The following is a 21,272-nucleotide window of genomic DNA, read 5'->3' on the forward strand; positions in this document are numbered from 1 at the left end:
ACCCCAACTCGCTACTTGCGGTCCCGTAACCCCGGGGATTGCGGCATGACGGCCTATCCGGTAACCGAGGAGCAGGCCTGGCGCTGGCTGCTGGCACAACGGGCCGATCCCGGGTGCTGCCCCCTGCCCGGCCCCCTGGCACCGGGTGCCCACGAGCTGCTGGATCTCTACGGCCCGATCGTCGAGGCCCCCAGCATCACCGTGGCCCAGCTCGGCCAGAGCCTGGACGGGCGCATTGCCACCGCGAGCGGCAAGTCGCACTACGTCACCGGCCCCGAGGACATCGAGCGCCTGCATCGCCTGCGGGCCCTGGTCGATGCCGTGATCGTCGGCGCCGGCACGGTCGTGGCCGACGACCCTCGCCTGACCGTGCGCAAGACCGAGGGCCCCAACCCGGTCCGCGTGATCCTGGACCCCGATGGCCGCATTCCCGCTGATGCCCATGTCTTTCGCAATGCCGAGGTCCGGACCATTGTCCTGCACGCAGCCGGGTATGGACCCTGCGGCCTGCCCGAGCATGTCGAATGCCTGGAGATGCCCACCGGGGCCGACGACCGCTTCGACCCCGCCAGGATCCGCGGCCAACTCGCGGAGATGGGCCTGCATCGCCTGCTGGTCGAAGGCGGCGGCCAGACGGTCTCGCGCTTTCTCGAGGCCGACACCCTGGACCGGCTGCACCTGACCATCGCGCCCATGCTGATCGGCTCCGGGCGTCCGGGTGTGACCCTGCCGGAGATCGATTCCCTGGATCAGGCGTTGCGCCCGCCTTGCCGTATCTTCCGACTGGGCGGCGACACCCTGTTCGACCTGGACCTGCGCAGCAAGCCCTGACCCGACCCAGATTCGCTCTTCGCCATCGCGTCACGCGCGAAGGCGGGGTGCCTCAAACCAGGTTGTCGCGGATCGCGCGGGAGACCGCGTCCAGCTCCGCCGGGACCTTGGCTGGCTGAATCACGCTCTGGGCGATGGCCGTATCCGGGTCCTTCAGGCCGTTGCCCGTGAGGGTGCACACAACGGTGGAGCCTTCCTGGATCTTGCCCTCGCGGATGTCGCGTAGCGCACCCGCCAGCGACGCGGCAGAAGCCGGCTCGCAGAACACGCCTTCCTTTTCCGCCAGGAGCTTCTGCGCAGCCAGAATCTCGTCGTCCTGGCACTCGTCGAACCAACCGCCGGATTCCTCGCGGACCTTCCAGGCCATGTCCCAGGACTGCGGATGGCCGATACGGATCGCGGTCGCCACGGTGTCCGGGTTATCGACCATCGCCCCACGCATGAAGGGTGCGGATCCCGCCGCCTGATAGCCGACCATGTGCGGGCGGTTACCCACCATGCCGCCACCCGCGTACTTGCAGTGGCCCTTGCAATACGAACAGGCTTCGGTCACGTCGTCGCTGCTCTTGGCCGCCATCTCGCTGTACCCGATCCAGTGCGCGGTGATGTTCCCCGCGTTGCCCACCGGCAGGCAGTGGTAGTCCGGGGCACGGCCCAGTTCCTCGACGATCTCGAAGGCGGCCGTCTTCTGGCCCTGCAGGCGATAGGGGTTCACCGAGTTCACCAGTGTCACCGGCGTATTGGAGGCAACCTCCTTGACCAGACGCATGCCGTCGTCGAAGTTGCCCTCGATCTGGATCACCGTGGCGCCGTGCATCATCGCCTGGGCGAGCTTGCCCAGGGCGATCTTGCCGTCCGGGATCACCACGAACGCGGTAATGCCCGCACGCGCCGCATACGCGGCGGCAGCGGCCGAGGTGTTGCCGGTGGAGGCGCAGACAATCGCCCGCGAGCCCTCCTCGATGGCCTTGGTCACGGCCATGGTCATCCCCCGGTCCTTGAACGATCCGGTCGGATTCAGCCCCTCGAACTTGACGTAGATCTCGACCTCGCGCGTGAGCTCGCGCGGGATGTTGTTCAGACGGATCAAGGGCGTGTTGCCCTCGCCCAGCGAGATGATGCGCGTGTCGTCGTGTACCGGCAGGCGGTCACGGTAACGCTCGATCAGTCCGGTATAGCGATGTCCAAAGGCCATGGTGTTCTCTTCGTCGTTGCGAAAGGGATAGAGCGCCAACTAGCGCGCCAGTCCTTCCATGCGGATACGGGTAATCGGGGTCAACAGATGATCCAGGGCCTCGATCGCGGCAATCGCCTCGTTCATCGCACCCTCGCGGACCTTGTGCGTCAGCATGATGATCGTGGCCTCGCCGCGCTCCGGGTCCGGTTCGCGCTGCAGGATCGCCTCGATGCTGATGCCGTGCTCGCCCAGGATCCGGGTAATGTCGGCCAGTACCCCGGGGCGGTCCTGGGTGCGCAGGCGCAGGTAGAAGGAGGTCTCCACCTCGGCAAGATCCAGCACCGGCTTGTCCGACAGGGCATCCGGCTGGAACGCCAGATGCGGCACGCGGTTCTCCGGATCGGTGGTCAGGGCGCGCACCACGTCGACCAGATCGGCCACCACTGCGGAGGCGGTCGCCTCGGCCCCGGCCCCGGCGCCGTAGTACAGCGTCGGGCCGACCGCATCCGCGTTCACCAGTACGGCGTTCATCACGCCGTCGACGTTCGCGATCAGCCGGCGCTCCGGGATCAGCGTCGGATGCACCCGCAGCTCGTAGCCCTTCGGCGTCCTCCGGGCGATCCCGAGGTGCTTGATGCGATAGCCCAGTTCCGCGGCGAAGCCGACATCCTCGCGGGTGATATCGCTGATCCCCTCCACCGCGACACGGTCGAACTGGAGCGGGATGCCGAAGGCGATCGAGGCCAGGATCGCCAGCTTGTGCGCGGCGTCGATCCCCTCCACGTCAAAGGTCGGATCGGCCTCGGCATAGCCCAGTGCCTGGGCCTCGGCCAGCACGTCCTCGAAGTCACGACCCTTGTCGCGCATCTCGCTGAGGATGAAGTTACCGGTACCGTTGATGATCCCGGCCAGCCACTCGATCTGGTTGCCGGCGAGACCCTCGCGGATCGCCTTGATGATCGGGATGCCACCGGCGACTGCCGCCTCGAACGCCACCATCACGCCCTTCTCCTGGGCGCGCTCGAAGATCGCGTTGCCATGCAGCGCGATCAGGGCCTTGTTGGCGGTGACCACGTGCTTGCCCGCGTCAATCGCGGCCAGTACCAGGCTCAGGGCGAGATCCGTCCCGCCCATCAGTTCGACGACAACCTCGACCTCCGGATCGTTGACGACCTCGGCCGGATCGGTCGTCAGGCGGATCTGCGAGCAATCGCATTCGCGCTCGCGCTGGATGTCGCGCGCGGCGGCCGCCACGACCTGAATGTCGCGACCCGCGCGGCGAGCGATCTCGGTGCCGTTGCGCGCGAGCACGTTGATCGTCCCGCAGCCGACAGTTCCCAGTCCCAGAATTCCGATCTTTACCGGCGTCATAGCCTTGCTGTCCTTGACGTCGGGCACCAGCGGCGCCCCGTGTTCATTGCGTTGAGGGTCTGCGGCGCTCGAACTAGCTGCCCGAACCCGGATTTTCCTCGGAGGCGTCGGCCAGGATCGAGTCCGCGCGGAACATCGCCTTGATCCCGCGCAGGGCCTGACGCGTACGCTGTTCGTTCTCGATCAGGCTGAAGCGCACGTGGTCGTCTCCGTAGTTGCCGAAACCCACCCCCGGCGAGACCGCCACCTTGGCGTCGCTCAGCATTTTCTTGGCAAACTCCAGCGAGCCCATCTCGCGGTAGGGCTCGGGGATCGGCGCCCAGACGAACATGGTTGCCTTCGGCTTCTCGACCTGCCAGCCGAGCTTGTTCAGCCCCTCGCAGAGGACATCACGGCGCACCCGGTAGAGCTCGCGAATCTCCTCCACGCAGTCCTGCGGGCCTTCCAGCGCAGCGATCGCAGCGACCTGGATGGGGGTGAAGGTGCCGTAGTCGAGGTACGACTTGATCCGCGCCAGCGCCGCGACCAGGGTCGGGTTACCGCACATGAAGCCGACGCGCCAGCCCGGCATGTTGTAGGTCTTGGACAGGGTGTAGAACTCCACCGCAATGTCCTTCGCCCCCGGCACCTCGAAGATCGAAGGCGCCTTGTAGCCGTCAAAACTGATCTCGGCATAGGCCAGGTCGTGCACGATCCAGATGCCATGTTCCTTGCAGATCGCCACGACCCGCTCGAAGAACTCCCGATCCACGCACTGGGTGGTCGGATTCGCCGGGAAGTTGAGGATCAGCATCTTCGGCTTCGGCCAGGAGTCCTGGATCGCCCGCTCCAGCTCGGCGAAGAAGTCGACATCCGGCGTCAACGGCACATGGCGCACATCCGCGCCGGCAATCACACAACCATAGGGATGAATCGGATAGGCCGGATTCGGCACCAGCACCGCATCGCCCGGCCCCAGGGTCGCCAGCGCAAGGTGCGCCAGGCCTTCCTTGGAACCAATGGTCACGATCGCCTCGGTCTCCGGGTCCAGATCGACGTCGAACCGGGTCTTGTACCAGCGCGTGATCGCCCGCCGCAGCCGCGGGATGCCCTTGGACACGGAATAGCGGTGGGTATCGCCGCGCTGCGCCGCCTCGCACAGCTTGTCCACGATGTGCTGCGGCGTCGGCTGATCCGGGTTGCCCATGCCGAAGTCGATGATGTCCTCGCCGCGGGCGCGGGCCTCGGCCTTCAACTGGTTCACGATGTTGAAGACGTAGGGCGGGAGGCGCTCGATACGGGGAAAGACGTCGGTCACGGATTCTGGGTCCTGGTTGGGGCCTTGGGGATCGCTTTGCAGGGCCAAAACGGCCCCTCCGGATGCCGCACCGGAAAGCGCGCCAAAGTATAACCCGGGCCCTCGGCTGTCAACGAACCGAGGTTCGGACACCCCGCCGGACGGGGATGGAATCTTGAGCCTTTCGCGGGCTCGGAGTAGCGTAAAGGGATGCTGTTTTCCGAAGTCACCAGCGAAGACTCCTACATCGTGACCGGCTATGAGTCGGGGCGCGTCGGAATCAACCAGATTGCGCACAGCCGCAGCCTGATCGTGCGCCCGCACGAACTGCGCACCGACTGGCCAGTCGACTCGGTCGAACAACTGGGCGTGGATCACCTGCAAGCAATACTGGACGCGCCGCCCGAGGTCCTGCTAATCGGCACCGGTACGGTCCAGCAATTCCCGGACCGCGCGGTCTGGCGTCATCTGCGCTCGCAGGGCCTGGGGGTGGAAATCATGGATACCGCGGCCGCCTGCCGCACGTACAACCTGATCATGGCCGAGGGCCGCGACGTCGCCGCTGCCCTGATCATTAACGGATAAGCGACACGTCATCCTCTAGCAAAGTGGAGGGCTCGGGCGCTTTCCGGCAACCCGCTCAGGAACTCGGCAGGACCTCGTCACCCTTCATTCCACGCGACTCCAGCAGCTTCCGCAGCCGCTTCAGCGCATCCATCTGAATCTGCCGCACCCGCTCCCGGGTCACGCCGATCTCCGCCCCGACCTGCTCCAGGGTCGAGCGCTCGAAACCGTGCAGCCCGAACCGGCGCACCAGCACCTCGCGCTGTTTGTGGTCCAGTTCTTCCAGCCAGGCATCCACCAGATGATGAAGATCCTGATCCTCCAGCAAAGTGGAGGGCTCGGGCGCATTCACGTCGGCAAGGATATCGGCCAGCGAGCGATCGCCGTCCGGGCCCGACGGCAAATCCATCGAGGTGGAGGGTTCGGACATCGCGCGCAGCTTCTGGATCTCCGCCACCGGCCGGCCCAGGCGCTCCGCCAGCTCTTCCTCGGTGGGGTCGCGGCCCAGTTCCTGCGTCAGGTTGCGCGCAATCCGCGCGTGCATGCGCAACTCCTTGCTCACATGCACCGGAATGCGGATGGTCCGCCCCTGATTCATCAGGGCCCGTTCGATGGTCTGGCGGATCCACCAGGTGGCGTAGGTGGAAAAACGAAAGCCGCGCTCCGGGTCGAATTTTTCCACCGAGTGCATGAGGCCGAGATTGCCCTCCTCGATCAGGTCAAGCAGCGGCAGACCCCGGTTCAGGTAGCGACGGGCGATCTTGACCACCAACCGAAGATTGCACTCGATCATGCGCCGGCGGCCACTCTCATCTCCCTCGCGCGCCAGACGCGCGTACTTGCGCTCTTCCTCGGGGGTCAGCAGCGGGCGGTATTCGATATCGCGCAGGTAGATCTGGATCGCATCCAGTTCCGCGGGACGGGCGTCGCGCAGGGTTTTCGGCCGTACCGGAGCGCCTTCTTCCGGTTTCAAGCCGGCGGTGACGTCGGGTAGCACCGCCTCCGAGACGTCTTCCGGATCTTCGGATTCCTCGATCTTTTCGACCGGATGGGCCAGATCCTCGGGCACCTGGGTCGCCTCCTCCGGATCCGGATCGTGGGTCTGGTTGTCGTTGTGCAGTTCCGGAGCGGCCGGTTGCCGGGTCTTGGCCATGTAGTGTCCTGCTCTCGATCGAGTCAGCGGTCCGGGAGGTATCGCGCCGGGTCTACCGGCGTCCCGTCCACCCGGATCTCGAAGTGCAACATCGGGCGCTCGGCCCCCGATGACCCCAGACGCGCGATGGTGTCGCCCGCCTGCACCTGGTCACCCTCGCTCACCAGCAATTCATCGTTGTGCCCGTAGGCACTGAGGAACCGCGCGTCGTGCTTGAGGATGATCAATCGACCATACCCCACCAGGCCGCCACCTGCATAGACCACTTCCCCGGCCCGCGTTGCCCGTACGTGATCCCCCCGTTCGCCGCCGATCGCAAGCCCTCGGCGCGTGCCGCTGCTGGAGAATCCGCGCAGCACCTCGCCCGCCGCTGGCCATTGCCAGCCACCCGGATCGGAGGGCGGCGGACTCGAAGTCGACGAGCTTGAGGTAGAGCCGGACGAGGTTCCGCCACCGCTGTCGCGGCCAGAGGCGCCCGAGGATGGTTGCCGCGTGCTCGGCGATGAAGAGGCCTGTGGCGCGCTGGGCGGCGACGAGCGCGCCGCACCTCGCAGCCGCAGGCGCTGACCGGGATGGATGACATAAGGGGCACCGATGGCATTGCGTCGGGCCAGATCGCGCCATTCCAAGCCGTAGCGCTGGGCAATGCGATACAGCGTCTCGTTGCGCTGCACCACGTGGGTGTCCGGCATTGAGGCCCCGCTGGGCGCACGCGCCGCACAACCGGCCAGGACACTCGCAACCAGGACCAGCACCAACCCCGTCACCAATCCCTGAACCATGCGCCGGCGCATGTCAGTCCATTACCAGATAGATCGCCATGGCCACGGCCAGCAGGATAATGGCCGCCCAGCCCAGACGCTCCATATACGGTCGCAGATGGCGCTCCGCACGCGGCCCGGCCCAGGCCATGAACAACGCGACCAGGAAGAAACGCAGCCCGCGCCCCACCAGCGACGCGATCAAGAACGGCAACAGGGCCATAGAAAGCGCCCCGGCGGTCACGGTGAACAGCTTGTAGGGGATCGGTGAAAAGCCGGCGACCAGGACGACCCAGACTCCCCAGGTGTCAAACCAGGCCTCGGCCTGGCTTAACTCCTCGCCGTACCCGACCTGATGCAGCCAGGGCCCGATCCACTCGAACGCCAGCCACCCGATCAGGTACCCGAGCAAACCGCCAAGCGCGGAAAACAGGGTGGTCAGCGCGGCCAGCCGCCAGGCGGAACGCGGCTGCGCCGCCGCCATCGGCGCAAGCATCACGTCCGGAGGGATGGGAAAGAACGAAGACTCGGCAAACGAGAGCCCAGCCAGATAACGCGGCGCATGACGATGGCGGGACCAGGCCATCACCCGGTCGTAGAGCGGCTCGAAGAGCTTCATCGATGCCGTACCACCGCGACCAGTTCAGCCACAAATGCCTCGACCTGCACGGTCCGCCGTCATTGCTCGGCCCCCGGAAGCATCGGCACGAACATCACCGCATCCAGGATATCGCGCACATAGGCCTCTTCCGTCCGGGTATAGCGCACCAGCTGCTGACGCCCATCCGGGCCTTCCACCGGCGCGACCAGGCGCCCGCCCAGCGCCAGCTGGGTCAGCAATGCCTCGGGGACCTCCTTCGGCGCTGCGGTCAGGATGATGCCGTCGAACGGCGCCTTGTCCGGCCAGCCGTCGGCCCCGTCACTGTGCCGAAGATTGACGTTGTTGATGCCCAGACGGCTCAACAGTTCACGGGCGTTCCGGCTGAGCGCCTGAATGCGCTCCACCGAGAACACCCGATCCACGATCTGCGCCAGGACCGCCGCCTGATAGCCGGAGCCGGTCCCGATCTCCAGGACCGTCCGAGGGCGCTCGCCCTCGAGCAGTGCCTCGGTCATGCGCGCGACGATAAAGGGCTGGGAGATGGTCTGGCGATGTCCGATCGGCAACGCCGTGTTTTCGTAGGCGCGATGACTCAGCGCCTCCTCCACAAACAGGTGGCGCGGAATCGAACGGATCGCCTCCAGTACTCGCGGGTCGCGGATGCCTTGCCCCTCCAGCAACCGGACCAGTCGGTCACGGGCACGCTGCGAGGTCAAACCGGCGCCGGTGGCGTCAGGAACCATGTCCAGCCTCCGGGAGCGAGTCGTCCAGCCAGCGTCCCACCGTGTCGATGGCGTCAAAGCGCGTGAGGTCCACCTGGATCGGCGTCACCGAGACGTAGCCCTCGCGCACCGCGTGGAAGTCGGTACCCGGGCCGGCATCCTGTTCCGACCCGGCCGGCCCGACCCAGTAGATCGGGCGCCCGCGGGGGTCCTCGTCCGCGATCATCGGCTCCGCCCGATGGCGATGCCCCAGGCGCGTGGCCTGCACACCACGGATCTCGGAGCGCGGCAGATCGGGCACATTCACATTCAGGATGGTGGCCGCCGGCAGCGGCACGCGGTTGATGCGGTCCAGCAATTCAACCACTACGCTTGCCGCAGCGTCGTAGTGCTGCAGATCCGGACCCACCAGCGACACCGCAATCGACGGAAGCCCCAGAAAGCGTCCTTCCATCGCAGCTGCCACCGTGCCGGAATACAGCACGTCGTCGCCCATGTTCGCACCGGCATTGATGCCGGAGATGACCACATCCGGCTCCTGCTGCAACAACCCCGTGATCGCCAGGTGCACGCAGTCCGTCGGGGTCCCGTCGACCTGTACATCACCGCTCTGGAGGTGACGCGCCCGCAGCGGCCGCACCAGCGTCAGGCTGTTGCTGGCACCGCTGCGATCCCGGTCCGGGGCCACCACGTGCACCTCGGCAATCCGCCGCAGATGCGTCGCCAGGCACTGGATGCCCGGGGCGTGAATTCCATCGTCGTTGCTAACCAGAATGCGCATGCAGGAACAGGGCCGTTGGGAGGGCGTTCAATATACTGGAAACCGTCCAGGGAGACGCTCTCGAATCGACTCGATCGCGCCCGCCCCCCGAAAAGTGCGAGTATCCTGCCATGAACTCCGGGGATGATCCCAACGATTTCGACGAATTCCTGCAGGCCGTTGGCAACGTGCGACGGCTGCACAGTGATCAGGCCGATGTCCGTCCCCCGCCTCCCGCAGCCCGGGCACGCCAGCGAGAGGCCGACGAGGCGCGCGCCCATGCCGACTGGCTCAGCGATCCGCTTAACGCCGCCGATCTGCAACCGGGCGATGAACTCCGCTTTGCCCGCCCCGGCATCAGCCCGCGCGTCTTCCGCAAGCTGCGGGGCGGACACTACCGCGTACAGGACGAGATCGACCTGCACGGCCTGTTCGCCGACGAGGCGCGCCGCGCCATTGGCCTGNNGCGGCGCGCTGTGCGTACGCATCGTGCACGGCAAGGGCCTGCGCTCACGCCACAAGGGCCCGGTACTCAAGGGGCTGACCGACCACTGGCTGCGCCAGCGCGACGATGTCCTTGCGTTCTGCTCCGCGCGGCCGACCGACGGCGGCACCGGTGCCGTCTATGTCCTCCTCAAGCGCTCCCGGAGCCCGGATCCCGGCCGCTGAAACCCGCATCCAGAGACCATCTTCCACGCGACAAACGGCGCCCTCACATACGCCTTTCGATATATTCGCATTTTGCGATTTGGATGCTTAGACTGGATCCAGACCCGCAAGGCGGACCCCGGAATCCTGACCCGGATTCATCTATCATTTGGTGAACACCGACCTTGCACTTTATCCACGATCGGTCCATGCTTTGTACAGGTCTTGTACAGACACAGGACGCAACGGACTCTGCACTACGAGGTATTTGCCATGAAGAACTGGAAGCTTGCCCCCCTGGCCCTCGGCCTGATCGCCTTCTCTGCCGCCAGCGGCCAAGCGGGCGCAGACAGCATGCCGCAGCTCTCTCAGGACGACCTGCAAGAGCGCATCGCTGCCAATCGTGACGCCATTCAGAAATTTGCCAGCACGCTCCAGGGCGAACTGATGTCCGCCATGCAGTCCGGCGGCCCCACCGAGGCGATCCAGGTGTGCAACGAGCGCGCCCCCGCCATTGCGCGTGACATCTCGGCGGAAACCGGCATCGAGATCGGGAGAACCAGCCTGAAGCTGCGCAACCAGGACAACGCCCCCGACCGCTGGGAACGCCTGACCCTGCAGGGTTTCGAGGCCCAGCATGCGGCTGGCACTCCAGCCACGGATCTGCCGCCGCGCTTTGGCGTGGTCGAATCCGATGATGGTGACCCGAAATTCCGCTTCATGGCGGCCATCCCGACCGGCGGCGCCTGCCTGACCTGCCACGGCTCCGACGTCAGTGGCGACGTCAAGCACGCGCTGGAACGTCTCTACCCCGACGACCAGGCGACCGGCTTCCGCGAGGGTGACGTGCGCGGCGCCTTCACCGTGACCCAGGAAATGTAGGCATTCCGGGACCATCGGGCCCGAGTCCCGGGCCCATCGGAAGAGGCCGCCCCCGGGCGGCCTTTTTTGTGGCCGGGACCATGCCGGGGCGCCCACCACAGCCTCCATCCTTGAGCACAACCGCACCGGAACGTGCTATTTTCGTGCCATGAAAGCCGAGAGGGGCGCCAGCAAAACGCCCCTCCGCGCGCACGACCCCCAGACCCGACCGAAACGCCATATATGACGCGAACCATAGATGCCGAACTGCTTGCCCTCGCCGTGGATGCCTCCAATGACGGCATCGTGATCGCCGAGCGCGAGGGCGACGACAACATCCTGATCTACGTGAATCGTGCCTTCGAGGAACTGACCGGCTATCGCTCCGAGGAGATCCTCTACCGCGACTGCCGCTTCCTGCAGGGGGAGGATACCGACCAGGGGGTGCGCCAGGAGATTCGTGCGGCCATCGACGAAAACCGGCCCTGCCGTGTGACCCTGCGCAACTACCGCAAGGACGGCAGCCTGTTCTGGAACGAGCTGTCGCTGACCCCGGTGTTCAACGACGAAGACCGACTCACCTACTACATCGGTATCCAGAAAGACATCACCGACCGCGTGGAAGCCGAGCAGCGCGCCGAACGCGCCGAACGCAAGCTCAAGAACTCCGCCTGACGCCGACTCAGGCGCGATCCGCTGCCCGCGGGACGCAGATCGCCTCAAGCACACCGGTCGCATACTCCCCGGCCCCCAGCTCCAGCGTCAGCCACAGGTCATGCCCCTCCCAGCGCCACTCCACGGCGCCTGGCACCATGCGCAGCGCGCGCCGCGCCGCCTTCACGTCCGCCTTGGCCAGTCCTTCCGCCAACGCCGGCTCGCCAGCGGCCATCGTCGTCTCCAGTGCCTCAACCTCGCCTTCCGTCTGCATCGCACCCTTGCCCCACAGCGGCCCCGTCGGATGAAGATCCAGCCGGGCAGCGCGCGCCTCCAGCTCGGCATCCACCTCCGCCACCGGAAACACGCTGCCCGAGCCTTCGAGATTGGCCACGTCACCCGGCAGCAACCGGTCCCAGTCGCCGCGGCGGACCCGCTCGGCCAGTACCGCGTTGAAGATCGCGGAACGGGCGGCGGACAAGAGCAGACTGCGCTGGTTGCGGCTGCGCGGCGCGCGACCGCCCCCCAGCCAGGCCCGCGCCTTGGCCAGGTTGTCGCGGCCAAAGCGTTGCGCCCCGAAGTAGTTGGGAATCCCCCCGCTACGGATCGCCTCGAGGATCTGTTCCGCGGCCGCGCGATCGCCCTGCACATCACCCAGACGGATCTCGAAGCGATTGCCCACCAGGTGCCCAGTACGCAGCTTGCGCGCATGGCGGGCGCCCTGCAGCATCCGCATCCGGCCCGCCGCCTCCTCGCCTTCCTGGGCGCCATTCCAGGCCTCGGCCCGGGCCGTCCAATCCGGCTCGGACTCCGGCGGGCATTGCACGCTGAACCACTGGCGCGTCACCGCCTGGCGGTCCTTGCGCCCGGCGTAGCTGACCTTGCCCCGGCCTGCGCCCGACTCGCGCGCCAGCCACACCGCCACGTCCTCGCTGTTCAGCAGGCGCTTCTCGATCTCCAGCCAGACATGTTCCCCCTCACCTTCGGGCGTCGTTGCCGGCAATTCCTCAACCCGGAAATCTTCCGGGCACGCCTTGATCATCGCGCTCAGGGGCGGGTGCCAGGGGTAGGGTGTCGCGTTCATCTCGGGCTCCTGACTCATCGGGGGGATGCCGGCCGGGCAACATCGTCGCGCACATAGACCGGCTGCGCGTCTTCAGGCGCCACCGCCTCACCGCGCTCCCAGGCATCCACTGCCAGCAGCGCAACCTCTTGCGCGTCGGGCAACGCGTCGGCGTCCACCGCCTCGCTCGCCAGCCCCTGGGCGGCGGCCAGATCGGGGAAGGTGGCGAAGGCCGACCCCAGCCCATAGCGCTCGCCCACCGGCCAGGCCACGACCAGGCTCTCCGGTGCGGCCACCTGCTCCGGCCCAAGGCCCACGCGCTCGCCCTGAACCGGACAAAGGCTCCAGTACACCTCCCCCATGCGAGCATCCAGCGCCGCAAGCACGGCCGCCGGCCGGCGATCATCGCGCAGCGCCTGTTGGGCCAGCGCCTGCAACGTGGAGACCGGAACCACCGGACGGTCCAGGGCGAAGGCAATCCCTTGCGCCACGCCCAGCCCCAGGCGTACACCGGTAAACGCCCCCGGCCCCCGTCCGACGGCCACGCCATCCAGACTGCTGCGCGGCACGTCCGCCTCGCGCAGCAATTGCTCGATCTGCCCCAGGATCAGCTCGCCATGCCGGCGCGCCGCGCGCTCGCGCACACAATGGATCTCGCCATCAAGATAAAGGGCTGCCGAACACTGTTCGGAAGCGGTCTCCAGTGCGATCAAGCGCATGTGTTGCGTCCCCGGGCCTGCTCGAGAAAACGCAGCGCGGCGGCCGGCTCCCGCGTACGGTGAAACGCCGGCAGGCTGGCCAGAAAGCGCCGGCCGTAGGATTTCCCGGTTAGCCGCGGATCACACAAGGCGAGGATGCCCGCATCCTCGGCGTCCCGAATCAGCCGCCCCGCGCCCTGTTTCAGCGCCAGCACGGCCTGCGGCAGGGTGAATTCCATGAACGGGGAACGCCCCTCCGCCTCCAGCGCGGACGCGCGCGCCTGCAGCACCGGGTCATTGGGCGCGGCAAACGGCAAACGATCAATGATCACCACCGACAGTGCCTCGCCGCGGATGTCGACGCCTTCCCAGAAACTGTGCGCCCCCAGCAGCCATGCATTGCCCGACTCGCGAAAACGCGCCAGCAGGTCGCCTCGCGGCTGCTCGCCCTGCACCAGCAGTTCGCGATCAGCCGGCAACTCTGCACGCAGGATCGCTGCCGCTTCCTGCAATGCGCGATGGCTGGTAAACAGGAAGAATCCGCCGCCCGGGTTGTCACGCAGCAGCGGCCAGGCCCAGGCGATGCAGGCGCGGGTATAGCCCGGGTCGTTCGGATTGGGCAGCGGGGGCTGTGGGTGGACCAGGCAGGCCTGATTGGGAAAATCGAACGGGCTGTCCAGGCGTTCGCTTGCGACATCGGCCGGCAGGCCGAGTCGGCGCGCCGCATGGCCGAAGTCCTCGCCCACCGCCAGGGTGGCCGAGGTAAAAATCCACGCCGCCGGCCGCGCGGCGCGCCGCTGTGCCAGCGGCCGTGCCGCATCCAGCGGTGTCCGGTGCAGGATCAGGCTCTGACTGAAACGCTCCGCCCAGGCCACCGTGTCCGGGGTCTCCTCGCGCCAGTCGCGCAGGCGTTCCAGCAACAGGGCGCTGCGCCCGCGCAGCTGCTCCAGGCCTGGTGCCCGTGCGGCCGCGGCCTCCAGCGCGTCGCCGACAAAACCGAGATTCGTGTCGAGCCGATCCAGCAACGGATCGAGCTCGCCGCCAGGACTGACCGTATCCCAGCTGGAGCGGCCCTCCCAGGTGCGCGAGGCATCCAGCAGCTCGGCCACACTCGCCTCCAGCTCCGCGATGCGCTGGCGGATATCCAGCATCTCCGGGGCATGCTGTTCCTGCTCGCGCCGGGTGTCTCGAGCCAGTTCGCGTAACGCGCGCGTGCCGACCGCAATACCAAAAAACGACCCGGCGATATCCGGCAGCTGATGAGCCTCGTCGACAATCACCGCGTCGACCTCCGGCAAGAGTTCGCCGAAGCCCTCTTCTTTCAGGGCCATATCCGCGAGCAACAGGTGATGATTGACCACCACCACGTCCGCCTCCTGTGCCCGCTTGCGGGCCTGCACCACGAAGCAGTCGTTGTAGCTCGGGCATTCCCCTCCCAGGCAGTTGTCCACGGTCGAGGTGACCTGCGGCCACAACCTGGAGTCCTCCGCGAGGATCCCGGCCTGCCCCAGGTCGCCGGTAGGGCTTGTACGCGCAAACCGCTGCAGGGCCTCGATGACCGGCAACTGCTCGCGGCGCACGGGGCTGCCGGTCGCCCCCCCGGCCTCGGCCGCGGCCAGTTCCAGGCGGTAGTGGCACAGATAGTTGGCACGGCCCTTCAGCAGCGCAGCCCGCGGGCGGTATCCCAGGGCCTCGCAGACCACCGGCAGGTCGCGATCGAAGAGCTGGTCCTGGAGGGTCTTGGTTCCGGTGGAGATCAGGGCACGCCGGCGCGACTGCAGGATCGGCACGAGATAGGCGAAGGTCTTGCCGACCCCGGTCGCCGCCTCGACCAGCAGGGCGGTGGGCGCAGTCGCCAGCGCCTCTTCGACCGCCACGGCCATGCGTTGCTGTGGCTCGCGCGGACGGAAGCCTTCGACCGCAGTGGCCAGGTCCCCGCCCGGGCTCAGGGCCCGTACCGCCGCCGACTCCACCGTTACCGCGTTCGACGAGTCAGACAATGTCGGCTTCCAGGCGGCGGATCGCCTCGCGGGCCCCGTCGGCCCCGGCCGCGTCGCCCTGCGCCTCGCGGGCCTTCAGGATCAGTCGCCAATTCTGCAGGGCCAGTTCGCGGTCTCCAGCGCCCACCATCTGCAACGAACGACCGGCCAGCCGCTCGGCCTGCTGATAGCGCCCCTGTTCCATGCGCAGCGCGGCCATCTGGTGCCACAGCCCGGCATCCCGCGGCGCGATCCGCAAGGCGCGTTCCAGACGCTGCTCCGCTCGCGCGGTGTCCCCGGCCTGGCGCGCGGACTCGGCCTGCTGGGCCAGGTTCAGGGCCGCGGCGGGTGTCGCCGCGCGTTCCGGCTCACGGGGTTCGGCCCGATCTTGGCTGGGCGCTGCATCCTCCCCGGTGATATCCCCGTCGTCGGGCACCGGGGCACTCGCATCCCGGGGCGCCGGCGTCGCACAGGCGGCGAGCAGCGCGGCCAGCGCAACAGCACCCAGCCACTGCGCCGGGCGCCACGCCGAACCGGCGGGCAGCGCGACGCGAAACGGGGATCGTGCGGTACACAACATCTTCACCGGAATAGCCTCTCGAACCAGCCTTGCGGGCTGGAATCACTGCGCAGATCACACTCGGCGCGTGTCTCGGGGCTCGAATTCTGCCAGAACGGCAGCCTCTTCACCGACTCGCAGGCGTGGTCATCGCTTTCCACACGCAACCCAGAGGCAAGATCGACCCCCTGATAGTCGATGCCGGGGTGGCCCTCCAGGCGCAGGGATTGCACCCCGATCCCCGCCATGATCTCCGCCCAGACCGGCGCGGCGGACACCCCACCGGTCAGACCGGTGGGACGGTTATCGTCCATACCCAGCCAGACCACCGCCACGTGGCGATCATCAAAACCCGCAAACCAGCTGTCGCGAAAGTTGTTGGTGGTTCCGGTCTTCCCGGCCACGACCTCACCGTTCAGGCGCGCATTGATCCGGCTCCCAGTACCTTCCCGGGTCACGTCATGCAGCGCGTGGGTCAACAAACGCACCGCACCATCCGACACCGCGCCCTGCAGGGACAGCCCGTAGTGCGAGAGCATCTCGTCGTCCTGATCCAGCACGTCGCGGATCACCCGGGTTTCGGTCGCATAGCCACCGTTCGCCAGGGCCTGATAGAGCCCGGCCACCTCCAGTGGCGAAAGCTCGATCGCACCCAGCGCCAGCGACGGCAACGGGGCCGGTGTGCGCTGCAGACCCAGCGTCTGCAGCAAGCTGACCACCTGCGAGATCCCGATATCCTCGGCCAGACGCACCGTAGCGATGTTGTAGGACTGCACCAGTGCCTCCCACGCGGTCACCGGCCCCCGGTGTTCGCGGTCGAAGTTGCGTGGCGTCCAGGGCTCGCCATGCGGCAGCTGCAGGGTCAGCGGGCTGTCGTCGAGGAGCGTCGCCAGGGTGTATCGGTTCGGGTTGGTCAGGGCCGCGAGGTACACGAACGGCTTGATCACCGAACCGACCTGCCGCTGGGCTTCCACCGCCCGGTTATAGCCGGGATAACGCGGGTTGCGATCCCCGACCACCGCCAGCACCTCGCCGGCCTGCGGGTCGGTCACGACGGCCGCGGCCTGCAGATCCTCGAGGTCGGTGCCGCCCCCGCGACGCCGGACCAGGTCGTCCACGCCGCGTACCAGCCGTTCCTCGAGGCGCATCTGGACGACCGGGTCCATGGTCGTGAAGATCCGCAGGCCCTCGCTGCGCAGGTCCTCGTCCGCGTAATCCGTACGCAGCTCCCGGCGCACCAGATCCAGGAACGCCGGAAAGCGGCTGCGCCCTTCCGGCATAACCGGGGAAACATCCAGCGCCGTCGCCAGCGCCCGGTCCACCCGGTCGCGTTCGGCCAGTCCCGTCTCGGCCATCGCCTCCAGCACCCGGTCCCGGCGCTGCGTGGCACGCTGCGGATAACGTCGGGGGTCGTAGTAACTGGCCCCGCGCGCCAGCCCCACGAGCAGCGCCAGCTGGTCCAGCCGCAACTCGTTCAACGGGCGCTGATAGTAGAACTGCGCAGCCTGACCGAAGCCGTGGATCGCCCGTTCACCGGTCTGCCCCAGGAAGACCTCGTTCAGGTAGGCCTCGAGGATCTCCCGCTTGTCATAACGGTGCTCCAGCAACAGGGCCATCACCGCTTCGTTCAGCTTGCGCGTCAGCGTCTGGTCACGGGTCAGGTAGAAATTCTTCACCAGCTGCTGGGTCAGGGTGCTGCCACCCTGCACCGTGCGTCCGGCCCGCAGGTTCGCGACCGCGGCCCGCCCGATGCCGACCGGGTCCACCCCCCGATGGGACATGAAGCGGCGGTCCTCGATCGCCAGCAAGGCCCCGATCAGCTCGCGCGGGACCTCGTCAATATCGACCAGGATACGGTCCTCCCCGTGGGTCGGATAGATACTCCCAATCAGCAGCGGCTCCACCCGCATCAGGTCCACATTGCGCCCACTGGACTGCTCGGTGACCGACTCCACGCGGCCCTCGGACAGGCGCACCCGCACCGAATGCGCCGGCTCCCGACCGTCGCCAAAGGTAAACGGCCGGGTGGTCAGGCGCGCGCTACTGCCTTCGATGCGGAACTCGCCGGGCCCGGCGCCATCCGGGGTCTGGCGATAATTCAGGGTGCGCAGCTCGATCTCCAGCGCATCCGCGGTCAACGACCGCCCCGCATAGAGCTCCAGGGGCCGCGCATACACCCGCGCCGGCAGCGCCCAACGCTGCCCCTCGAACCGTTCACGAATCTCGCGGTCCAGTTGATGCACATAGATGCCACCCACCGTAAGGCCGGCGAGCAGCAGCCCTGCCAGGGTCCAGCTGCCCGCACCGAACAGGCGCCGGAGCCGGCCCCTTCGGGGCGCGCTTCGCTTGCGGGAACGTGTAGTGGCTTTTCGCGGCATGGCGTGTGATGGGCGAGGTGACCGAAACGGCAGCAATGGTAACCTGATGCGTAAGCGAAAACGGGTGCATGGCCGGCGATTCCGGGAAAAAGACCCGGCTCCCGATGCCCAACACCCCCATGGCCTACTGCGGAGCCCTGATGACCGAACTGGAACAGCACCACAAGCGCCTGCACCAACTGGTCGCGGACCGCGGATTTCCCGCCCCGGTGCCGGATGCCAACACCGTGCGCACCATCGAGACCCACATCTCCACGGTCATCCTCGCGGGTGAGGACGCCTACAAGTTCAAGAAACCGCTGAACCTCGGTTTCCTCGACTTCTCGACCCTCGAGGCTCGCCAGCACTACTGCGAGACCGAGCTGGAGGTCAATCGCCGTCTGGCACCCCAGATCTACCTGGAGGTTGCCACCCTCAATGGCGACGATGCCCACCCTGTCATCAACGGCGAGGGGCCCATCCTCGACTACGCCGTGCATATGCGCCGGTTCGACCGCAAACGGCAGCTGGACCACCTTCTGGACAAGGGCCAACTGCCCGCCGCCGCCATGGATGCCCTGGGGCACTACATCGCCGCCTTCCACGAACGCACCGAACGCACCGATGCGCAGTCCGAGTACGGCACCGAAGAGGCCGCCACCCAACCGATGCTGGACAACTTTCCGGCCCTGAAGGAGACCGTTCGTGGTGCGTCGGACCGGGCACGCCTGGAACGGCTGGAACAGTGGACGCGATCGGAAATCAATCGATTGAAGGCTACACTTGAAGCTCGGCATGACGAGGGTTTCGTGCGCCATGGCCATGGCGACCTGCACCTGGGCAACCTGGTTTATGTCGATGACGAGAACGGCGAGGAAGTGCCGGTCGCCTTTGACGCGATCGAGTTTGACCCCGCCCTGCGCTGGATCGACGTGATCTCCGAGATCGCCTTTACCACCATGGATCTCCTGGCCCGTCAGTCGCGCGCCCACGCCTGGCGGCTACTCAATGCCTACCTGGACGGGCGCGAAGACTTCGACGGTCTCGCGCTCCTGCCGCTGTACCAGGTCTACCGCGCACTCATCCGGGCCAAGGTCCAGGGCATTCACGGGGCCGAGTCGCAGCTCCCTTCCGACGAACAGGCGGCCCACCAGGCGGAGATGGGCCGCTATCTAGCCCTCGCCGAGCGCCTGACCGAACCTGGATCCCCCCGCCTGATCCTGATGCATGGCGTCTCTGGCAGCGGCAAGACCGTGATCAGCACACAGATCATCGAAGCCCTGGGCGCCGTGCGCCTGCGCTCGGATATCGAACGCAAACGCCTGTCCGACGCCGTCTCCTACAGTGCCGACGCCCGGGCCCAGATCTACGGCCATCTGCGCGAACGCGCCCAACGCCTGCTGGCGCTCGGCCTGACCGTGGTGGTCGACGCCACCTTCCTGACCCAGGACCAGCGCGCCCCGTTCCAGCGTCTGGCACTGGAGCAGGCGGCCGGCTTTGCGGTGGTTGCCTGTCGCGCCCGTGACGAAGTGCTGCGCGAACGACTCGAGGCCCGCACCCGTGCGGGCCGTGATGCCTCGGATGCCGGCGTCGAGGTGATGGAACAGCAACAGCCGCAGCAGGAATGGCCCGCCCCCGAGGAGGGCTGCATCGAGGTGGCCCCGGAGGCACCGCTGGATCCGGACGCGCTCGCCCGCCAATTGCTGCAACCCGTCGCAAGCTGAGCGACCGCGTACAATCAGCGATAGACAGACCCCGGATACTCCGTCAACTTCGAGACACAGGAACTGGCACGCTCGCCCTCGAGCCCGGAACCCGACCAGGAAACCGCAGGAGCCCCCATGCATCATTACCGCCCCGGTCCGCTCGACCGAATCCGCCGCACCCTCACGCCCATTGCTGTCGGCGGGTTGCTGGCCATCGGCTCCACCGCCCAGGCCGATGCCCTGCTGCACTACGTCGACGACGAAGGACTGGACAGCCAGATCCTGGTGCGCGGCGACATCGTGCGCATGGAGCTCAACGAGTCCATCAGCGGCACCTCCGGCTACATGCTCTTCGACGCCAGAACCGATCAGCTGACGGTCGTGGACGACACGGAACAGACCTACACCCCGCTGACTCGCGAGGTGATGGACCAGCAGATGCGCGCCATGACCGACATGGTCAGCGACCTGCGCCGGCAAATGGCGCAGCTCCCGCCCGAGGTGCGCCAGCAGCTCGAGGAGCAGCTGGGCATCGGGGCGGAAGGTTTCGATGCCGAGATCGACACCCGCGCCACCGGCGAACAACACAAAATCGGGGACTTCGTCTGCGACGATTACGAGGTGCTGATCGACGGCCAGGTGCAAAGCACGGTCTGCGTAACGGAGCCGGATACCCTGGGCCTGGGCAGCGCGGATTTCGCGACCCTGGGCGCCCTGATGGATCGCCTGTACGAGCTGTCCCTGAACGCCCTTGAGGCCGGCGGGCCGATGGCCTCGCAGATGGGCGCCTCCTTGCTGCCGCGCGTCGACGGCATCCCGCTGCAGGTCAGTGAAAAGGGCGGCGTGACCACGCGGCTTGCCGGCATCTCCACCGACGACCTCAGCGCCGCACTCTTCAGCGTCCCCGACAGCTATGCCGAACGCGATCTTTTCTGACACCTGGCGCCGACGGCTGCCGCTTGCCCTGGCCGGCCCCGGGCTTCTGCTGCTTGCGGCCTGCAGTGCGGGCCCCGAACCGCGCGGAGGGGATACCGCGCCCGTTGCCACACCCGAAGGCCTTGCGGACGGCCCAATGAGCCCCACGCCCGAGGCTGGCCTGGAACGCTCCGAGGTCGTGCTGACCGCCCTCGGTCACCTCGACACCCCGTACCAGTACGGCGGCACGGATGCCACCGGGCTGGACTGCTCGGCCCTCGTCCAGCGGGCCTACCGCGAGGCCGGGCGCGCCGTCCCGCGCACGACACGCGACCAGGCCCGCGCAGCGACCCGACGCGAGGGACCGCCCACCCCGGGTGACGTGGTGTTCTTCGCCATTAACGGGAATCAAATCGACCACGTCGGGGTCTACGTGGGAGACGGCCGCTTCGTGCATGCGCCCAGCGCACGGGGTCAGGTTCGCATCGAGCATCTGGACAACCCGTACTGGGCACCCCGAACCCGCTTTGCCGGTCATTTCTTCAACTGACCGCGATCAGAGCCCGCCCGTCGTCGCCAAACTCACCGCTGACGGCGGGCATACAACCCCATCCTG

Annotated in this window: 20 protein-coding genes and 1 pseudogene; 8 read left to right on the top strand and 13 right to left on the bottom strand. The window is 67.2% G+C overall.

Features of this window, described 5'->3' with window-relative positions; translation table 11 throughout:
• Positions 1-45: 45 nt before the first annotated feature.
• Positions 46-831, top strand: a complete 786-nt coding sequence (locus tag B0684_RS02060) for a RibD family protein (RefSeq protein ID WP_018145809.1) — start codon at positions 46-48, stop codon at positions 829-831.
• A 52-nt stretch (positions 832-883) separates the two neighbouring features.
• Here B0684_RS02060 and thrC read toward each other — a convergent pair whose 3' ends face one another.
• From thrC to alaC, 3 genes are all read right to left on the bottom strand, one after another.
• Entirely contained in the window at positions 884-2,026 is a 1,143-nt protein-coding gene (gene thrC, locus B0684_RS02065; RefSeq protein WP_026289478.1) for a threonine synthase, read from the bottom strand.
• 39 nt (positions 2,027-2,065) lie between these two features.
• Positions 2,066-3,379 carry a homoserine dehydrogenase gene (locus B0684_RS02070; RefSeq protein ID WP_018145811.1) on the bottom strand — a complete coding sequence of 438 codons (1,314 nt, stop codon included), beginning with the start codon at positions 3,377-3,379 and terminating at the stop codon, positions 2,066-2,068.
• Positions 3,380-3,452: 73 nt separating this feature from the next.
• Positions 3,453-4,676, bottom strand: coding sequence for an alanine transaminase (gene alaC / locus B0684_RS02075; protein ID WP_019563739.1), 1,224 nt, complete (start codon positions 4,674-4,676; stop codon positions 3,453-3,455).
• Between the two features lie 189 nt (positions 4,677-4,865).
• On the opposite strand from alaC, the gene B0684_RS02080 reads away from it, so the two are divergent.
• Positions 4,866-5,240, top strand: coding sequence for an Mth938-like domain-containing protein (locus B0684_RS02080; RefSeq protein ID WP_018145813.1), 375 nt, complete (start codon positions 4,866-4,868; stop codon positions 5,238-5,240).
• Between the two features lie 55 nt (positions 5,241-5,295).
• Here the strand turns inward: B0684_RS02080 and rpoS are convergent, their stop codons facing one another.
• From rpoS to surE, 5 genes are read right to left on the bottom strand one after another with little or no spacing between them, the layout of a single operon-like run.
• Positions 5,296-6,372, bottom strand: coding sequence for an RNA polymerase sigma factor RpoS (rpoS, locus tag B0684_RS02085; RefSeq protein WP_018650210.1), 1,077 nt, complete (start codon positions 6,370-6,372; stop codon positions 5,296-5,298).
• A 23-nt stretch (positions 6,373-6,395) separates the two neighbouring features.
• Positions 6,396-7,166 carry a peptidoglycan DD-metalloendopeptidase family protein gene (locus tag B0684_RS02090; RefSeq protein ID WP_018650211.1) on the bottom strand — a complete coding sequence of 257 codons (771 nt, stop codon included), beginning with the start codon at positions 7,164-7,166 and terminating at the stop codon, positions 6,396-6,398.
• 1 nt (position 7,167) lies between these two features.
• The gene (locus tag B0684_RS02095; protein WP_018145816.1) at positions 7,168-7,752 is read right to left on the bottom strand and encodes a YqaA family protein; all 585 of its coding nucleotides are present in this window, start codon (positions 7,750-7,752) and stop codon (positions 7,168-7,170) included.
• 59 nt (positions 7,753-7,811) lie between these two features.
• Complete coding sequence (locus B0684_RS02100) at positions 7,812-8,477, bottom strand: protein-L-isoaspartate(D-aspartate) O-methyltransferase (RefSeq protein WP_018169643.1); 666 nt, start codon at positions 8,475-8,477, stop codon at positions 7,812-7,814.
• Entirely contained in the window at positions 8,467-9,237 is a 771-nt protein-coding gene (surE, locus tag B0684_RS02105; RefSeq protein ID WP_018145818.1) for a 5'/3'-nucleotidase SurE, read from the bottom strand. The genes B0684_RS02100 and surE overlap by 11 nt, the downstream gene beginning before the upstream one ends.
• Before the next feature lie 110 nt (positions 9,238-9,347).
• On the opposite strand from surE, the pseudogene B0684_RS02110 reads away from it, so the two are divergent.
• The 3 genes and pseudogenes from B0684_RS02110 (at position 9,348) to B0684_RS02120 (ending at position 11,400) form a co-directional block, all read left to right on the top strand.
• Positions 9,348-9,885, top strand: a pseudogene (locus B0684_RS02110) (Smr/MutS family protein).
• A gap of 252 nt (positions 9,886-10,137) precedes the next feature.
• Entirely contained in the window at positions 10,138-10,746 is a 609-nt protein-coding gene (locus B0684_RS02115; protein WP_018650213.1) for a Tll0287-like domain-containing protein, read from the top strand.
• Positions 10,747-10,968: 222 nt separating this feature from the next.
• The gene (locus B0684_RS02120; RefSeq protein WP_018650214.1) at positions 10,969-11,400 is read left to right on the top strand and encodes a PAS sensor domain-containing protein; all 432 of its coding nucleotides are present in this window, start codon (positions 10,969-10,971) and stop codon (positions 11,398-11,400) included.
• A gap of 7 nt (positions 11,401-11,407) precedes the next feature.
• On the opposite strand, the gene truD is transcribed toward B0684_RS02120, so the two are convergent.
• Genes truD through mrcB form a run of 5 tightly spaced genes read right to left on the bottom strand, consistent with a single transcriptional unit; the run spans position 11,408 to position 18,056 of the window.
• Positions 11,408-12,463 (bottom strand): tRNA pseudouridine(13) synthase TruD, encoded by a 1,056-nt coding sequence (gene truD, locus B0684_RS02125; protein ID WP_018650215.1) that lies wholly within the window; start codon positions 12,461-12,463, stop codon positions 11,408-11,410.
• A gap of 14 nt (positions 12,464-12,477) precedes the next feature.
• Entirely contained in the window at positions 12,478-13,161 is a 684-nt protein-coding gene (gene tsaB, locus B0684_RS02130; protein WP_018169639.1) for a tRNA (adenosine(37)-N6)-threonylcarbamoyltransferase complex dimerization subunit type 1 TsaB, read from the bottom strand.
• On the bottom strand, positions 13,152-15,113 hold the full coding sequence (locus B0684_RS02135; protein ID WP_018650216.1) for an ATP-dependent DNA helicase: 1,962 nt from the start codon (positions 15,111-15,113) through the stop codon (positions 13,152-13,154). The genes tsaB and B0684_RS02135 overlap by 10 nt, the downstream gene beginning before the upstream one ends.
• Before the next feature lie 19 nt (positions 15,114-15,132).
• Complete coding sequence (locus tag B0684_RS02140) at positions 15,133-15,705, bottom strand: tetratricopeptide repeat protein (protein WP_018650217.1); 573 nt, start codon at positions 15,703-15,705, stop codon at positions 15,133-15,135.
• Positions 15,702-18,056, bottom strand: coding sequence for a penicillin-binding protein 1B (gene mrcB, locus B0684_RS02145; RefSeq protein ID WP_143592436.1), 2,355 nt, complete (start codon positions 18,054-18,056; stop codon positions 15,702-15,704). The genes B0684_RS02140 and mrcB overlap by 4 nt, the downstream gene beginning before the upstream one ends.
• A gap of 140 nt (positions 18,057-18,196) precedes the next feature.
• Here mrcB and B0684_RS02150 point away from each other — a divergent pair, with 140 nt between their 5' ends.
• From B0684_RS02150 to B0684_RS02160, 3 genes are all read left to right on the top strand, one after another.
• Entirely contained in the window at positions 18,197-19,759 is a 1,563-nt protein-coding gene (locus B0684_RS02150) for a bifunctional aminoglycoside phosphotransferase/ATP-binding protein (protein WP_026313060.1), read from the top strand.
• Positions 19,760-19,876: 117 nt separating this feature from the next.
• Positions 19,877-20,677, top strand: a complete 801-nt coding sequence (locus B0684_RS02155) for a hypothetical protein (RefSeq protein ID WP_018650220.1) — start codon at positions 19,877-19,879, stop codon at positions 20,675-20,677.
• Positions 20,655-21,206, top strand: a complete 552-nt coding sequence (locus B0684_RS02160) for a C40 family peptidase (RefSeq protein ID WP_231362644.1) — start codon at positions 20,655-20,657, stop codon at positions 21,204-21,206. Before B0684_RS02155 ends, B0684_RS02160 begins: the two co-directional genes overlap by 23 nt.
• Positions 21,207-21,272 lie beyond the last annotated feature (66 nt).

Source organism: Thioalkalivibrio versutus, from assembly GCF_001999325.1.
Classification (GTDB): Bacteria; Pseudomonadota; Gammaproteobacteria; order Ectothiorhodospirales; family Ectothiorhodospiraceae; genus Thioalkalivibrio; species Thioalkalivibrio versutus.

Coding starts and splice junctions, on each gene's coding strand:
- B0684_RS02060 (WP_018145809.1), top strand. CDS start 46: ATGACGGCCTATCCGGTAACCGAGGAGCAGGCCTGGCGCTGGCTGCTG.
- B0684_RS02080 (WP_018145813.1), top strand. CDS start 4,866: ATGCTGTTTTCCGAAGTCACCAGCGAAGACTCCTACATCGTGACCGGC.
- B0684_RS02120 (WP_018650214.1), top strand. CDS start 10,969: ATGACGCGAACCATAGATGCCGAACTGCTTGCCCTCGCCGTGGATGCC.
- truD (WP_018650215.1), bottom strand. CDS start 12,463: ATGAACGCGACACCCTACCCCTGGCACCCGCCCCTGAGCGCGATGATC.
- B0684_RS02115 (WP_018650213.1), top strand. CDS start 10,138: ATGAAGAACTGGAAGCTTGCCCCCCTGGCCCTCGGCCTGATCGCCTTC.
- rpoS (WP_018650210.1), bottom strand. CDS start 6,372: ATGGCCAAGACCCGGCAACCGGCCGCTCCGGAACTGCACAACGACAAC.
- mrcB (WP_143592436.1), bottom strand. CDS start 18,056: ATGCCGCGAAAAGCCACTACACGTTCCCGCAAGCGAAGCGCGCCCCGA.
- thrC (WP_026289478.1), bottom strand. CDS start 2,026: ATGGCCTTTGGACATCGCTATACCGGACTGATCGAGCGTTACCGTGAC.
- B0684_RS02150 (WP_026313060.1), top strand. CDS start 18,197: ATGACCGAACTGGAACAGCACCACAAGCGCCTGCACCAACTGGTCGCG.
- B0684_RS02070 (WP_018145811.1), bottom strand. CDS start 3,379: ATGACGCCGGTAAAGATCGGAATTCTGGGACTGGGAACTGTCGGCTGC.
- B0684_RS02095 (WP_018145816.1), bottom strand. CDS start 7,752: ATGAAGCTCTTCGAGCCGCTCTACGACCGGGTGATGGCCTGGTCCCGC.
- B0684_RS02160 (WP_231362644.1), top strand. CDS start 20,655: ATGCCGAACGCGATCTTTTCTGACACCTGGCGCCGACGGCTGCCGCTT.
- tsaB (WP_018169639.1), bottom strand. CDS start 13,161: ATGCGCTTGATCGCACTGGAGACCGCTTCCGAACAGTGTTCGGCAGCC.
- surE (WP_018145818.1), bottom strand. CDS start 9,237: ATGCGCATTCTGGTTAGCAACGACGATGGAATTCACGCCCCGGGCATC.
- B0684_RS02090 (WP_018650211.1), bottom strand. CDS start 7,166: ATGCGCCGGCGCATGGTTCAGGGATTGGTGACGGGGTTGGTGCTGGTC.
- B0684_RS02155 (WP_018650220.1), top strand. CDS start 19,877: ATGCATCATTACCGCCCCGGTCCGCTCGACCGAATCCGCCGCACCCTC.
- B0684_RS02100 (WP_018169643.1), bottom strand. CDS start 8,477: ATGGTTCCTGACGCCACCGGCGCCGGTTTGACCTCGCAGCGTGCCCGT.